This is a genomic window from Actinomycetota bacterium (assembly GCA_016700055.1).
GTDB lineage: Bacteria > Actinomycetota > Acidimicrobiia > Acidimicrobiales > Ilumatobacteraceae > Kalu-18.
The window spans coordinates 2,393,414-2,407,166 of record CP064997.1; the positions used below are offsets into that span (position 1 = coordinate 2,393,414).

Consider the following 13,753-nt stretch of genomic DNA (forward strand, 5'->3'; position numbering starts at 1 on the left):
TCTGCTCGACTGTGCACATGAGACCGGGTCGCATCATCGCCGCCGTCGTCGCCTCCGTCGCCGCCCTGGTCGGTCTGGCCGCCCTCCTCGTCGGAGCAGGGGTGCTCGTCGTCACCGCCATCGCACGCGACGACGACGGCTACTTCCACACCTCCACCGAGCCGCTCGGGACAGGGACGTACGCGATCGTCTCCGAAGAGGTCGACCTCGGTGCGCGGCCCGACCCCGGCGACTGGACGCCCGACGGTTGGGCGACCGTGCGCCTGCGCGCAGAGTCGTCGTCCGACACGGAGCTCTTCGTCGGCATCGGGCCAGAGGACGAGGTCGCCGGCTACCTCGCCGATGTCGCCCATGCCGTCGTGCACGACGTCGACACGAACCCGTTCAGCGTCGAGTACACGACGTCACCGGGCACCAGGACCCCCTCCTCGCCGGTGGACGAGACGTGGTGGGTGGCGTCGGCGACGGGGCAGGGCCCGCTCGAGTTGGAGTGGGACGTCGAGCCCGGGCGCTGGGCGGTCGTCGTGATGAACGCCGATGCCACCCGGGGTGTCGACGTCGACGCCTCGATCGGCGTGCGCGTCCCCGCCCTGCCCTGGATCGGGCTCGGCCTGATGATCGCCGGGATGCTGCTGTTGCCGCTCGCCATCGCCGCCATCGTGTGGAGCACCGGCGAGCCGAGGTCGTCGTCGACCGTTCCCGGCCTGGCCCCGCCGCAAGGCGCGGCGACGCTGCCGGCGACTGCCCCAGCGCTCGCCGCCCGGCCCCCGGCCGAGGCCACCGGCGTCGCTGTCGACGAATACCCGGTGCGCGTGACCGGCCGTCTGGACGAGCCGCTCAGCCGCTGGCTGTGGCTCGTCAAGTGGATCCTGGCCATCCCCCACTTCGTCGTGCTCGTGTTCTTGTGGATCGGGCTGGTCTTCGTCACCTTGATCGCCGCGGTCGCGATCTTGTTCACCGGCCGCTACCCGAGCCCGCTGTTCAGGTACTCGAGCGGTGTGCTGCGCTGGACGTGGCGGGTGTCGTTCTACGCGAGCGGCGCGCTGGCCACCGACCGCTACCCGCCGTTCACGCTCGCCCCCGCCGATTACCCCGCCGAGCTCGAGATCGACGAGCCGGCGCGGCTGCACCGTTTGCTGTGGCTCGTCAAGTGGCTGCTCGCGATTCCTCACCTGCTGGTGCTCGCGTTGCTCGGCGGAGGCGCAGGCTGGGTGGTGTTCGGGTGGGGCGACGACGGCGATCGGGGTGGCACCGCTGCTCCAGGGCTGATCGCCGTGCTCGTCCTCGTCGCCGCGGTGGTGCTGCTCTTCACCGGGCGCTACCCGCGTGGGGTGTTCGCGTTCGTGATGGGCTGCAACCGGTGGGTGCTGCGCGTCGTCGCGTACCTGGCGCTCCTGACCGACCGCTACCCGCCGTTCCGCCTCGACCAGGGCGGCGAGGAATCGGAATCGTCCTAGCCGAGCACTGCGGCCCCCACCCGGCGACGGTGGAACGTGGCGTCGCCGTACGCGCGCATCAGCGCCCACGCCTTCTTCATCCAGAGCTGCAGGTCGGCTTCCCACGTGTAGCCGATGCCGCCGTGCACCTGCATCGAGCTGCGGCTGGCGCGGTACGCGGCCTCGCTCGCGAACGCCTTGGCGATGCTCACGTCCCTGGTGGCATCGGGGTGGCCGGTGGCCAGGCTCCACGCGGCGCGGTACGTAGGGGCCTTCGCGAACTCCACCTTCAGCAGCGCGTCGGCCATCAGGTGCTTCACCGCCTGGAACGAACCGATCGGCTTGCCGAACTGCTCGCGCTGGCGGGCGTACTCCGCGGCGATGTCGATCATCTGCTCGGAGAGCCCGATCAGGTAGGCGCTGCTCGCCAGCGCCATCGCGTCGAACGCCTTGTCGATCTGGTCGGCGGGGAGCCCGTGGGGCACCTCGTCGCCGCCCGCGATCGTGGCCAGGCGCCGGCCGCCGTCGATGCCCTCGACGGGGGAGACGTCGAACCCGTGGCGCCATCCGGTGCGGGTGAGCACGACGTCGGCTGACGCCCCGTGCGCCACGTAAGGGCCGGCGTCCAACCAGGCGGTGCCGACGGTGGAGCCGTCGAGCAGCCCGCTCGACCAATGCGTGGCCGTCCCGAGCGGAGCGACGACCGCGACGTGCTCCAGCACCGCGCCCGGCGCTGCTGCGCGGCCGAGCTCTTGGAAGAGCAGCACGGCGTCGACGAGCGAGCCGCCGATCCCGCCGTCGGCCTCGGGGGCGAGCACGGAGAGCACGCCCATGTCGGCGAGGCGCCGCCAGAGGGCGGGGGAGTGGCCGCTGCCGTCGTCCCACACCGAGCGCACGAGCGAGGCGGGGCACTCCCTGGCGAGCAGCTCGCGCAGGCCCTCCGCGAAGGAACGTTGGTCGTCGGTGAACGCGAAGCGCATCGTTCACATCCCCTTCGGAAGCTGCAGCACGCGGTCGGCGATGATGTTGCGCTGGATCTCGTTCGTGCCGGCGTAGATCGGGCCGGAGAGCGAGAACAAGAACCCGTCCACCCAGCGCTCGAAGTCGCCGTCCATGCGCTCGGCCTCGGGCCCGGCGATCTGCAGAGCGAGCTCGTGGATGCGCACGTCCATCTCGCTCCAGAAGATCTTGTTGAGGCTCGCCTCGGCGCCGATCGAGCGGCCCTCGATCATCCCTGTCACCGTCTGGTATGTGTGCAGGCGGTAGCCCTCCGCCTGCATCCACGCGTCTGTCACCGCGTCGGCCAGCGCGGTGTCGCTCGGGTCGGCATGGTCGCGCCATAGCTGCACCAGCCGGTCGGCCGCCGCACTGAAGCGGGCCGGGCTGCGCAGGCTGACGCCGCGCTCGAAGCCCGCCGTCGCCATCGCCACCCGCCACCCCTGGCCCACGTCGCCGAGGGTGTTCTCCACCGGGACGCGCACGTCGTCGAAGAAGATCTCCGCAAATCCGGTGTCGCCGTCGAGCTGGGCGATCGGGCGCACCGTGACCCCGGGGGAGTCGAGCGGGCACAGCACGAAGGTGAGCCCGCGGTGACGCTCGGCCTCGGGGTCGGTGCGGAAGATCCCGAAGCACCAGTCGGCCCACACCGCCCGGCTGGCCCAGATCTTCTGGCCGTTCAGCACCCAGTCGTCGCCGTCGCGCGTCGCCTTCGCGCGGATGCCGGCGAGATCGCTGCCGGCGTTCGGCTCGCTCCACGCCTGTGCCCACACGATCTCGCTCGACGCCATCGTCGGCAGAAAGCGCGCCTTCTGGGCCTCGGTGCCCACCTCCATGATCGTCGGGCCGAGCAAGAAGATGCCGTTCTGGTTGACCCGCCCTGGCGCGCCCGCCCGGTAGTACTCCTCCTCGAAGATCAGCCACTTGATGTAGTCGGCGCCGCGGCCGCCGTACTCGACGGGCCAGCTCACCGCCGACCAGCGGCCCTCGTGCAGGCGGCGCTCCCACTGGCGGTGCAGCTCGAAGCCCTCGGCGGTGTCGAAGCTCGGCAGCGGGGCCGCCGGCACGTTCGCCTCGAGCCAGGCCCGGGCCTCGGCCCGGAAGGCCGCCTCGTCGTCGGTGTACGTGAGATCCATACGAACGGCCACCCTAGTAGTTTCTGACGATCCGTCAGATTTGGGCGGCGCGTCATCTCGGCGGCGCGCGGGCCGCGGGCACCTGTTCGTTGCCCGCGGTTAGCCTCGTCCGTTCGTGGACGACGGGGGGGCGCGCCAGATCGCGTATGAGCCGGGGCTCGACGGCCTGCGCGCGCTGGCCGTCGTCGCCGTGCTCGTGTACCACGGCGAGCTCTCCGGCGGGCGCGGCGGGTTCCTCGGCGTGTCGGTGTTCTTCACGCTCTCGGGCTACCTGATCACCTCGCTGCTCGTGCGGGAGCACGCGGCGTCCGGTTCGGTCTCGCTCGGGCGGTTCTGGAGCCGCCGCCTGCGCAGGCTCGCCCCGGCGTCGCTCGCCTGCGTCGCGCTGGTGCTCGTCACCGCGCGCTGGCTGCTCGATGCCGAGCAGCAGCAGGCGCTGGCGGGTGATGCGTGGGCGACGCTCGCCTACGTGGCCAACTGGCGGTTCGTGCTGGGCGGCCAGTCCTACGCCGACATGTTCGCCTCTGCGCCGAGCCCGCTGCTGCACTTCTGGTCGCTCGCGGTGGAGGAGCAGTTCTACCTCGTGTACCCCCTCGTCATGTTCGGCGCGCTCACTGTCGCCCGCCGCCGCCGGTGGGTGATGCCGGTGGTGCTCGGCGGGTTGGCGCTGTCTTCCTTGGGGGCGCTCGTCGCCACCGCCGATCGCGACCTCGCCTACTACGGCACCCACACCCGCGCGGCCGAGTTCCTCGTCGGAGCGCTGCTCGCCCTCGCCGTCGGCCGCGGGCTGCTCGCCTCCCGCGTCGCGTCCCGCTCGGCCGCCTGGCTGTCGCTGGTCGCCGTGGTGGGGTTCCTCGCGCTCGTCGCCACCACCGATCAGCAGGCGGGGTGGCTCTACCGCGGCGGGTTCAGCGCGCTCGGGCTGCTGTGGGCGGTGCTCATCGCCGGTGCTGTGGTGCCCGGGCCGCTGCGCGGCGCCTTGTCGATCGCGCCGGTCGTCGCCGTCGGCAAGGCCAGCTACGGCATCTACCTGTACCACTGGCCGGTGTTCCTGGCGCTCGACGCCGACCGGGTCGGGTTCGCCGGGCCGGGGCTCTTCGCGCTGCGGGTCGCCGTCAGCGGCGCCCTCGCCGCTGCCTCGTACCACCTGCTCGAACAGCCGATCCGGCACCGCCGGCTGCTCCCGAAGATGCCCGCCGCGGCGAGCGCCTACGCGGTCGCGATGGTGGCGCTCGTCGCCGTAGCCGCGTTGATGCCCTACGCCGAGCCCGACCCGTCCTACGCCGACGCACCCGACCAGGTCGTCGATTTCGACCAGCCGGGCCAGCCCGGCCGCGGCGCCGCGGGTGCCGCCGCCGCGGATCCCTCCGACGCTGGCGCGAGCGGGCCTGGCGGTGGAACTGCCGGCGAGTCCGGCGACGGGCCGCCGCGCACGACGACTTCGACCGTCGCGCCCGAGCCGCTGCGCGTGCTGGTGCTGGGCGGCGACCCGCTGCTGCGACTGCGCCTGTCCCGGCTGTCGGCCGAGGCACCCGTGGAGCTGGTCGACGGCTCTCCACCCGGTTGCCCGCTGGTGCACGACCTGCTCGACGCGCCTGACGCGGTCGCCCTGCCCGAGGGGTGCGCGCCCGTGGGCGAGGTGGTCGCCGCGGCGACGTCGGCCGGCGACGTCGACCTGCTCGCGGTCGCGCTCGGTGAGCCCGACCGGGTGGCGCTCGCCGCCGTCGAAGCCGCCGGCTCGTCGAGGAACGAGCGCTTCGAGCGCACCGTAGACATCGCCGAGCGCTCAGTCGCCGCGATCGGCCTGCTCGCCGCCGGAGAGGTCCCGGTGCTCCTCGCCGACCCGGGCGGAGACGACCTCGTCGCCGACATCATCGCCGAGGCGGCGGTCGCCTCCGACGCCGCAACCGTCGACCTGTCGCTGCCCGACGACGAGGTCCTCCGCGCGCTGACGCAGGCCGCAGGTGTCGACACCGAGGATGCCGCTGCGCCGGTGGAGCGCCTGGCGGTGATGGTGATCGGTGACAGCACGTCCTACGGCATCGCGGTCGAGCTCGACCGCCAGGCCGGCGAACGGCTCGACGTGGTGTGGGCGGGGCGCAACAACTGCCCGCTGCTGCCCGTCGACGAGGTGTTCTGGTGGGACGGGGCCTCGTTCCCGAGCGGGCACTGCCCGCAGGCCGGCGGGCTGTGGGCCGGTGTGGCCGCGGACCACGGACCGGACGTGATCCTCGGCATCGCCACGCTGCCCGAGCAGGCGCGCCAGCGCTACCCGGGCGACGACCGCTGGCACGATCCCGGCGACGACGCCTTCGTCGCCGCGCACGACGTGGCGATGCTCGATCTGCAACGGCTGGCCGCCGAGCACGGCGCGGTGGTGCTGCTCACCGACGCGCCGCCGATCACGTCCGGCGCATTCAGTGGCGCCGAAATGGCCGACACCGACCGGGTCGAGGCTTGGAACCAGCAGCTGGCGCGCTGGGCCGAGCAGTGGCAATCGGTGGAGGTGCTCCCGTGGACCGCGCCTCTGCTCGCCGCCGAGGACGCGGCCGGGATGTCACTGCGCGACGACGGCGTGCACGTCAACCCCGAGCCTCTCGCCGCCCTGGTGCGCGACTACCTCGCGCCGGCGATCGAGCAGACCACCGCGCGCCTGCAAGAGCAGCTCGCCGCGAGCGGCTGCCGCCCCGACGGCCGCCTCGATCTCACCATCTGCGCCCAGCCCTTCTGAGCCTGAAGGGCGCGAGTGGCGCTCAGGTGAAGATGATCTGGCCGCCGGCGGCGAGCTCGTAGAAGTCGCCGACGGTGATGATGTCTTGGATCTGCTCGACGAAGTCGTCCTTCGTCAGCCCGAACATGTCGACAGAGGCCTGGCATGCGTACATCCCGGCGCCGGTGTCGCCGATCATCTCGATGAACTCCGGGATCGGCGGGATGTCGAGCGCGTCCATCTTCTTCGTCATGAAGTGGGTGGCGAGTGCCGACATGCCGGGCAGCCCGCCGAGCAGCGTCGGGATGTGCATGCCGGGGTTGCCGACCGTGGCCACCTTCACGTGCTCGATCCGCTTGCGGTGCACGGCGTCCATGCCGAAGAAGGTGAAGAACAGGTTCACCTCGATCCCCTCGGCGCGAGCACCGTTGGCCATGATCAGCGCCGGATAGATGCCCTCCAAGGAGCCCTTGGAGACGATGATCGAGACCTTCTGGATCGGCTCGGGCGTATCCGGCTCGGGCTTTGTGGTGTCGGTCGCGGACATGGTGGTCAGATGCATCCTTTCGGCTTGGGGATGCCCGCGATGCGGGCGGCCATCTTCGCCGGGCCCTTCGGGAACAGCTGATACAGCTCTTTCACGCTGACGCCGGAGCTCTTGCCGAGCATCCGCACCGTCGGGCCCGTCCCCTTCTCGAAGTACTCCTTGCGCATGAAGTCGAGCACCTGCCAGTGCTGGTCGGTGAGCTCTTCGATGCCCTCGCCCTTGGCGAGCTCGACGGCGATCTCACGGGTCCACTCCTCGGGGTGCTCGAAGAACCCCTCGTCGTTCAGTTGGACCGTGACGCCGGCATAGGTGGCGGTGGTCATGCAGATGTCTCCTCGTCGGTCGAGTCGGCCGCGTCGGTGCCGGAGTCGGCGCCGCGCTTGCCGAAATGGGGCATGTCGGTGGTGATGCCGGGAATGTCGCGCCCGGGCAGCAGGCTGTGCCAGTAGAACCACTGGAACATCAGCTTGCCGAGATGGTTGAGCCGGCTCTCCTTCAGCAAGGGCAGACCGACCGGGCCGGGGAAGTGGCCGGGCAGCGGCTCGGTGTCGTAGTTGAAGTCGATCAGCAGCGCCTTCGAGAACCCTGTCTCGACGAAGCAGTTCGCATGCCCGTCGTAGCTGGCGTCGAGGTCGTCGCCCTCGAGGAAGGCGATCAAATTCTCTGTCAGGACGTCACCCTCGAAATGGGTGACCGAGCCGGCCTTCGACGCCGGGACGTCGGTGGCGTCGCCGATGGCGAAGATGTTCTCCTTCACCTTCGACTGCAGTGTCGACGGGTCGGTGCGCACGAAGCCGAGCTCGTCGCCGAGCCCCGGTGAGCGGCTGACGAACTCGGCGCCGCTGTGCAGGGGTACGACCGCGGCGAGGTCGAACTCCACCTCGCGCCCGTCGTAGCCGACGAGCTTGCCGCCCCGTGCGGGGCTGGCGTCTTCGTTCGTCGCGTACTCGACCTGGCCGGTGTTGAACTCGGTGACGAGCTCGATGCCCTTCTCGGCGAGCAGGCCCTGCAACGTGCGTGAGGCGACCGGCTTGGTGAACGCTGCATCGAGCGGTGTCACGTAGGTGATCTGCACCCGGTCACGCATCTCGCGCTGATGGAAGTACCAGTCGGCGAGGAAGCAGAACTCGAGCGGGGCGACGGGGCACTTGACCGGCAGGTCGACCATGTTCACCACCAGCCGGCCCCCGTCGAACGATTCGAGCGCCTGCTCGAGCGCGGTCGCACCCGGCAGGTCGTAGAACGTGAACGCACTGGTACCCCAACCGGGGCCGGTGAGCCCTTCGGTCTCCTCGGGCACGAGGCGCGATCCGGTGGCGATCACCAGCACGTCGTACGGCAGCTCGTGGTTGCCTTCGAGCACGACGGTGTCGGTCTCGATGTCCACGCGCTCGATGGGCTTTTCGATGTACACGATGCCCTTCGCGAGCTGGCGCTCACGAGATCGCACGATGTCTTCGGGCTGGCTCAGCCCGAACGGCACGAACAGCAGACCGGGTTGGTAGACGTGGTCTCCGTCCTGATCGACGACGGTGATCGACACGTCGTCGTGCTTGAAGTGCCGCTGCAGCCGGTTCGCGGTCAGCGTCCCGCCGGTGCCACCGCCCAGGATGACGATGCGCTTCAGCATGTGGCCCTCGCTTTCTTCGTCCCATCCTCGCTGCCCGATACCCCCATGGGTAGGGTCCTACGTCCTGGCGGGGCGGACCGCTTGGCCCGGCCCTTCTCGGCGCCGTCGGCCGGCCGTCTACTCTGACGGTGTGTCAGAAACCGCGTCCCGAGTGCCTGCCGTCGAAGGCTGGTTCACCGTGCCCGCACCCGGAAGCGTTGAGCTGCCCGAGCTGATCGGGTGCCGATGCGGAGGCTGTGGCACGTACGTGTTCCCGCCCCGCGACGGTGGGTGCCCCAACCCCACGTGTGACAGCGAGGATCTGGAGCGGGTGCCGCTCTCCCGGCGTGGCAGGGTGTGGAGCTACACCGAGAACCAGTACGCGCCGCCGCCTCCGTACCGCGCGTCGGACCCGTTCGAGCCGTTCGCCCTCGCCGCCGTCGAGCTCGCGCACGAGGGCCTGATCGTGCTCGGCCAGACGCCGAAGGGCGTGCTCGCGGGCGATTTGCACGTCGGGATGGAGATGCAGCTCGAGCTCGACGTGCTGTACCGCGAGGACGGTGTCGACCACCTGGTCTACGTCTGGGCCCCGGCTGCTCCGGCTGCTGCTGCGGGAGGGGCGAGCTGATGGCCGACGACCGCGACCTCGTGATCCTCGGCGTCGGGATGCACCCCTGGGGCAAGTGGGGACGCGACTTCACCGAGTACGGCGTGGTGGCCGCGCGGGCCGCGCTCGCCGACGCCGGGCTGGCCTGGACCGACGTGGAGTTCGTCGCCGGCGCCGACACCATCCGCAACGGCTACCCGGGGTTCATCGCCGGTTCGACGTTCGCGCAGAAGCTGGGTTGGAACGGCACCCCGGTCTCGTCCAGCTACGCGGCGTGCGCGAGCGGCGCGCAGGCCCTGCAATCGGCGCGGGCGAACATCCTCGCCGGCTTTGCCGACGTGGCGATGGTGGTCGGCGCCGACACCACCCCGAAGGGCTTCTTCGCCCCCGTCGGCGGCGAGCGCAAGTCCGATCCCGACTGGCTCCGCTTCCACCTGCTCGGCGCCACCAACCCGGTGTACTTCGCCCTCTTCGCCCGCCGCCGGATGGACCTCTATGGCGCGACGGCAGAGGACTTCGCGCAGGTGAAGGTGAAGAACTCGCGCCACGGCCTGAACAACCCGAACGCGCGCTTCCGCAAGGAGTCCACCGTCGACGACGTGCTGAACAGCCCGGTGGTGTCCGACCCGCTGCGGCTGCTCGACATCTGCGCCACCTCCGACGGCGCGGCCGCGTTGGTGGTGGCGAGCGCCGAGTACGCGAAGCGCCACCTCGGCTCGCTCGACGGCGTGCCCCGGGTGCGGGCGGTGTCGACCGTGACACCGTCGTACCCGCAGAGCATCCTCGAGCTGCCCGATTTCGCCACCGACTCGACGGCGGTGGTCGCCCCGTCCGAGCGCGGCTTCAAGGACTCGATCGCGTGGGCGGCCTACGAGCAGGCGGGCATCGGGCCCGACGACGTCGACGTCGCCGAGGTGTACGACCTGTCGACCGCGCTCGAGCTCGACTGGTACGAGCACCTCGGGCTCTGCCCGCGGGGCGAGGCCGAGGGCCTGCTGCGCAGCGGTGCGACGACGCTCGGCGGCCGCATCCCGGTGAACCCCTCCGGCGGGCTCGCGTGCTTCGGCGAGGCGATCCCCGCCCAGGCCATCGCACAGGTGTGTGAGCTGACCTGGCAGCTGCGCGGCCAGGCGGCAGGCCGTCAGGTGGAAGGCGCCCGGGCCGGCATCACCGCGAACCAGGGCCTCTTCGGCCACGGCTCCTCGGTGATCGTCACGCGCTAGCCCACCTTCGCGTTCTCGGTCGATCTAGTGACGCATAGCGCGACGAATCCGACCGAGAATCGGAGGCGGGGTAGCGTGGCCGGCATGCCCGAGGCCTACATCATCGACGCTGTCCGCGCCCCGGTCGGCAGGCGCGGTGGCGCGCTGTCCGGCGTGCACCCCGCGGATCTCGGCGGGCACAGCATCGCCGCCTTGATGGAGCGCACCGGGGTCGACCCCGGCGCCGTCGACGACGTGGTGTTCGGCAACGTCGACTCGATCGGCCCCCAGGCGGGCTGCATCGCCCGCACCTGCTGGCTCGCCGCCGGGCTGCCCCAGCACGTGCCGGGGACGACGATCGACCGCCAGTGCGGCTCGTCGCAGCAGGCCGTGCACTTCGCGGCCCAGGCGGTGATGAGCGCCACGATGGACCTCGTCGTCGCCGGCGGCGTGCAGAACATGTCGATGATCCCGATCTCGTCGGCGATGACCGCCGGCCAGGCGCTCGGTTTCGACGACCCGTTCACCGGCTCGCAGGGCTGGGTCGGCCGCTACGGCGCCGACGAGGTCAGCCAGTTCGTCGGCGCCGAGATGATGGTCAGCCACTGGGACATCAGCCGTGAGGAGATGGAGGAGTTCGCCGTCGAGTCCCACCTGCGCGCGATCCGCGCGAGGCAGGAGGGCCGCTTCGAGGCCGAGATCGCCCCGCTGAACGGCCTGGCCCACGACGAGGGCCCCCGGGAGCCGAACTGGGAGAAGATCCGCTCGCTGCCGACGCTCACCGAGACCGGACGGATCACGGCGGCGTGCGCCAGCCAGATCTCCGACGGCTCGGCGGCGATCCTCGTCGCCGGGGAGCAGGCGGTGAAAGACCACGGGCTCACGCCCCGCGCCCGGATCCACCACATCAGCGTGCTGGCCGACGACCCGATCATGATGCTCTCGGCGCCGATCCCCGCCACCAGGCGAGCGCTCGCGAAGACGGGCTTGACGATCGACGACATCGACCTCGTCGAGATCAACGAGGCCTTTGCACCGGTCGTGCTCGCGTGGATGAAGGAGACCGGCTTCGACCACGCCAAGGTGAACGTGAACGGCGGCGCGATCGCCCTCGGCCACCCGCTCGGCGCGACCGGCGCCCGCTTGATGACCACGCTGCTGCACGAGCTCGAGCGCACCGGCGGCCGCTACGGGCTGCAGACGATGTGCGAGGGCGGCGGACAGGCCAACGTGACCATCATCGAGCGGCTGTAAGCGGCGCTCCGGCGAGGGAGAGCGAGCCGCCCGTGACGAGACCGCTCCGGCGAGTGCTCGTGATGGGTGCCGGCGGGCACGCCCGCGTGTGCATCGAGGCGCTGGAGGACGACCCCGACAACCGTGTCCTCGGATGCATCAGCCGGGAGGGGGCGAGCGAGGGACGAGCGTCGCCGATCGTCGGCTCCGACGCCGATCTCGAACGTGTGGCCGCGAAGCTGCGGGCGACGCACGTGTTCGTGGCCATCGGTGACAACCACCGCCGGGCGATGCTCACCGAACGCTGCACCGACGCCGGTCTGCGGCTGGTGAGCGCGATCAGCCGCTTCGCTCACGTGTCACCTACGGCAGAGATCGGCGGGGGAGTGGCCTTGCTGCCCGGCTCGCTCGTGAACGCCGCCGCGGTCGTCCACGACGGCGTGGTGCTCAACACGAACGCCGCCATCGACCACGACTGCGTGGTCGGCGCGTTCTCCCACCTGGCCCCGGCCGCGACCATCGCCGGCGAGGTGACCGTCGGGCGTGAGGTGCTCATCGGGATCGGCGCGAAGGTGATCCCCGGCGTAAGCATCGGCGACCGGGCGGTGATCGGCGCGGGCTCGGTGGTGGTGCACGACGTGCCCTCCGGGATGACCGTCGTCGGCACCCCTGCTCGCCCGATCAAGCGCTCCGCGCGCCGGGCGTGAGCGATCAGGCGAGAGTGCGCGCGAGCCGGGCGGTGAGGTCGTCGATCTCGGCGATCGTCGCCTCCCAGGTCGGGCGGGTGTGCCCGGTGGGGTCGGCGATCTCCGGGACCGCGCTCGCCAGGTAGGCCCTTCCCGCCGGGCGCCGCGCGTTGATCCGCTCCAGCCAGGGCCCGATCGGCGCCCCCTGCAGCGGCGTGGTCAGCTCGGCCTCCCTGACCAGCTCGGGCAGCGTGAACGTCTTCGCGAAGCCACCGTGGTCGGCCGCGATGCGCACGACGTGGTCGCGCTCGGCCACCACGACGAGATCGGCACGCTCCACGTCGCCGCCGGTGACGCGTCTGCTGCTGTGCCCGCCGACGTCGATGCCGCGCTCCGCCAGCAGGGTGACGGTGGGTGCCGTCGGTGGCATCCCGTCGTCGTGGAACCCCGCCGTGGCGATGTCGGCATCGACGCCGAGCTCGCTCAGGTGCAGATGCAACAAGGCGCGGATGATCACCGATCGGGTCCGGTTGTGCGAGCAGAGGACGAGGATCGACAGTGGTCCACGTCCCTCGTCAGCGGGCACGGCTTGCTCCGCGCATCCAGTCGACGGTCGCCTCCAAGCCGGCGGCGAACGGCGTCGGGTCGATCCCGGGAAAGTGCGCCAGCAGCCGCCGCGAGTCGGCCTGGGTGTGCGCCACGTCTCCGGCGCGCACCTCGCTGTGGTGCCGTTCCAGGGGGTGACCGAGGATCCGCTCCAGCTCGGCGATCACTTCGAGCAGGGTCACCCGGCTGCCGTAGGCTAGGTTCATCGGCTGGAGGTCGCTCACCCGGCGGCCGATGGCGTCGCAGATCACCGCGCCCAAGGTGTCGACGTAGGTGAAGTCCCGGCTCTGGGTGCCGTCGCCGTGCACCGGCAGCGCCGACCCGCGCAGCGCAGCGTCGACGAAGGCGGGGATGACCGCGGCGTATGCGTGACCGGCGGGCTGGGCGGGCCCGAACACGTTGAAGAAGCGGAACGCGAGGACGGGCAGGCCGTAGGTGCGCCCCCACGCAAGGGTGTAGGCCTCCGTCGCGAGCTTGCTCGCCGCGTACGGCGACACCGGCTGGGGAACGAGCCCCTCGTGCTTGGGCAGTTCGGGGTTGGCTCCGTACACGCTGGAGCTGCTGGCGACGATCGTGTGCAGGCCGCCGTGGCGGCGCGCTGCTTCCAGCAAGAGGGCGGTGCCGTCGACGTTGGCCCGGTGCGTGGCGAGCGGGTTCGCGACGCTGCGCGGCACGCTGCCGAGCGCCGCGAGGTGCACCACCGCCCCCGCACCGGCCAGGCACCTGTCGAGCGCGGCGTCGTCGAGGATCGAGCCTTCGACGAAATCGACGTCGATGCCGGCGAGGTTGGCGAGGTTGCCGGTGGAGAGGTCGTCGAGGACGACGACGTCGTCGGTGCCGGCGGCGCGCAGCTGACGGCACAGGTTCGACCCGATGAACCCGGCCCCTCCGGTGACGACGACGCGCATCGGTTCCTCCCACCCTCTCCGCACGTGCAACGGTGCTGCCCCGAGAGTACGCGCCGGCCGGACGCCGTGCCCGAAGG

The 13,753-nt window shown here is 71.2% G+C and carries 13 protein-coding genes; 6 read left to right on the forward strand and 7 right to left on the reverse strand.

What is annotated here, in order from left to right:
* The first annotated feature begins 17 nt into the window (after window positions 1–17).
* Entirely contained in the window at window positions 18–1,457 is a 1,440-nt protein-coding gene (locus IPM43_11575; protein QQS24054.1) for a DUF4389 domain-containing protein, read from the forward strand.
* Here IPM43_11575 and IPM43_11580 read toward each other — a convergent pair.
* Together IPM43_11580 and IPM43_11585 are read right to left on the reverse strand one after the other, a co-directional pair.
* Window positions 1,454–2,416: an acyl-CoA dehydrogenase family protein gene (locus tag IPM43_11580; protein ID QQS24055.1), complete on the reverse strand. Its 963-nt coding sequence runs from the start codon at window positions 2,414–2,416 to the stop codon at window positions 1,454–1,456. The two genes, IPM43_11575 and IPM43_11580, sit on opposite strands and share 4 nt — an antisense overlap.
* A 3-nt stretch (window positions 2,417–2,419) precedes the next feature.
* Window positions 2,420–3,568 carry an acyl-CoA dehydrogenase family protein gene (locus IPM43_11585; protein ID QQS24056.1) on the reverse strand — a complete coding sequence of 383 codons (1,149 nt, stop codon included), beginning with the start codon at window positions 3,566–3,568 and terminating at the stop codon, window positions 2,420–2,422.
* A gap of 115 nt (window positions 3,569–3,683) precedes the next feature.
* Between IPM43_11585 and IPM43_11590 the strand changes: the two genes are divergently transcribed.
* Window positions 3,684–6,299 carry an acyltransferase gene (locus IPM43_11590; GenBank protein QQS24057.1) on the forward strand — a complete coding sequence of 872 codons (2,616 nt, stop codon included), beginning with the start codon at window positions 3,684–3,686 and terminating at the stop codon, window positions 6,297–6,299.
* 22 nt (window positions 6,300–6,321) lie between these two features.
* Here the strand turns inward: IPM43_11590 and IPM43_11595 are convergent, their stop codons facing one another.
* From IPM43_11595 to IPM43_11605, 3 genes are read right to left on the reverse strand one after another with little or no spacing between them, the layout of a single operon-like run.
* Window positions 6,322–6,825 (reverse strand): DsrE/DsrF/DrsH-like family protein, encoded by a 504-nt coding sequence (locus IPM43_11595; GenBank protein ID QQS24058.1) that lies wholly within the window; start codon window positions 6,823–6,825, stop codon window positions 6,322–6,324.
* 5 nt (window positions 6,826–6,830) lie between these two features.
* Window positions 6,831–7,148 carry a TusE/DsrC/DsvC family sulfur relay protein gene (locus IPM43_11600; protein QQS24059.1) on the reverse strand — a complete coding sequence of 106 codons (318 nt, stop codon included), beginning with the start codon at window positions 7,146–7,148 and terminating at the stop codon, window positions 6,831–6,833.
* Window positions 7,145–8,455, reverse strand: a complete 1,311-nt coding sequence (locus IPM43_11605) for an NAD(P)/FAD-dependent oxidoreductase (GenBank protein ID QQS24060.1) — start codon at window positions 8,453–8,455, stop codon at window positions 7,145–7,147. Before IPM43_11605 ends, IPM43_11600 begins: the two co-directional genes overlap by 4 nt.
* Between IPM43_11605 and IPM43_11610 the strand changes: the two genes are divergently transcribed.
* The 4 genes from IPM43_11610 to IPM43_11625 all read left to right on the forward strand — a co-directional run bounded on the left by IPM43_11610 (window position 8,454) and on the right by IPM43_11625 (window position 12,183).
* Window positions 8,454–9,062: an OB-fold domain-containing protein gene (locus tag IPM43_11610; GenBank protein QQS26443.1), complete on the forward strand. Its 609-nt coding sequence runs from the start codon at window positions 8,454–8,456 to the stop codon at window positions 9,060–9,062. The two genes, IPM43_11605 and IPM43_11610, sit on opposite strands and share 2 nt — an antisense overlap.
* On the forward strand, window positions 9,062–10,264 hold the full coding sequence (locus IPM43_11615) for a lipid-transfer protein (protein ID QQS24061.1): 1,203 nt from the start codon (window positions 9,062–9,064) through the stop codon (window positions 10,262–10,264). The genes IPM43_11610 and IPM43_11615 overlap by 1 nt, the downstream gene beginning before the upstream one ends.
* Window positions 10,265–10,348: 84 nt before the next feature.
* Window positions 10,349–11,497 carry an acetyl-CoA C-acetyltransferase gene (locus IPM43_11620; GenBank protein ID QQS24062.1) on the forward strand — a complete coding sequence of 383 codons (1,149 nt, stop codon included), beginning with the start codon at window positions 10,349–10,351 and terminating at the stop codon, window positions 11,495–11,497.
* 32 nt (window positions 11,498–11,529) lie between these two features.
* Window positions 11,530–12,183, forward strand: coding sequence for an acetyltransferase (locus tag IPM43_11625; protein ID QQS24063.1), 654 nt, complete (start codon window positions 11,530–11,532; stop codon window positions 12,181–12,183).
* Window positions 12,184–12,187: 4 nt separating this feature from the next.
* Here the strand turns inward: IPM43_11625 and IPM43_11630 are convergent, their stop codons facing one another.
* Together IPM43_11630 and IPM43_11635 are read right to left on the reverse strand one after the other, a co-directional pair.
* Window positions 12,188–12,748 carry a hypothetical protein gene (locus tag IPM43_11630; protein ID QQS24064.1) on the reverse strand — a complete coding sequence of 187 codons (561 nt, stop codon included), beginning with the start codon at window positions 12,746–12,748 and terminating at the stop codon, window positions 12,188–12,190.
* Window positions 12,738–13,676, reverse strand: coding sequence for an NAD-dependent epimerase/dehydratase family protein (locus tag IPM43_11635; protein QQS24065.1), 939 nt, complete (start codon window positions 13,674–13,676; stop codon window positions 12,738–12,740). The genes IPM43_11630 and IPM43_11635 overlap by 11 nt, the downstream gene beginning before the upstream one ends.
* Between the last annotated feature and the right edge of the window lie 77 nt (window positions 13,677–13,753).

Bases quoted from the DNA above. Each gene is read 5' to 3' on its own strand.
- IPM43_11620 (QQS24062.1), top strand. From the start codon at position 10,349: ATGCCCGAGGCCTACATCATCGACGCTGTCCGCGCCCCGGTCGGCAGG.
- IPM43_11600 (QQS24059.1), bottom strand. From the start codon at position 7,148: ATGACCACCGCCACCTATGCCGGCGTCACGGTCCAACTGAACGACGAG.
- IPM43_11575 (QQS24054.1), top strand. From the start codon at position 18: ATGAGACCGGGTCGCATCATCGCCGCCGTCGTCGCCTCCGTCGCCGCC.
- IPM43_11635 (QQS24065.1), bottom strand. From the start codon at position 13,676: ATGCGCGTCGTCGTCACCGGAGGGGCCGGGTTCATCGGGTCGAACCTG.
- IPM43_11615 (QQS24061.1), top strand. From the start codon at position 9,062: ATGGCCGACGACCGCGACCTCGTGATCCTCGGCGTCGGGATGCACCCC.
- IPM43_11610 (QQS26443.1), top strand. From the start codon at position 8,454: ATGTGGCCCTCGCTTTCTTCGTCCCATCCTCGCTGCCCGATACCCCCA.
- IPM43_11585 (QQS24056.1), bottom strand. From the start codon at position 3,568: ATGGATCTCACGTACACCGACGACGAGGCGGCCTTCCGGGCCGAGGCC.
- IPM43_11580 (QQS24055.1), bottom strand. From the start codon at position 2,416: ATGCGCTTCGCGTTCACCGACGACCAACGTTCCTTCGCGGAGGGCCTG.
- IPM43_11595 (QQS24058.1), bottom strand. From the start codon at position 6,825: ATGTCCGCGACCGACACCACAAAGCCCGAGCCGGATACGCCCGAGCCG.
- IPM43_11605 (QQS24060.1), bottom strand. From the start codon at position 8,455: ATGCTGAAGCGCATCGTCATCCTGGGCGGTGGCACCGGCGGGACGCTG.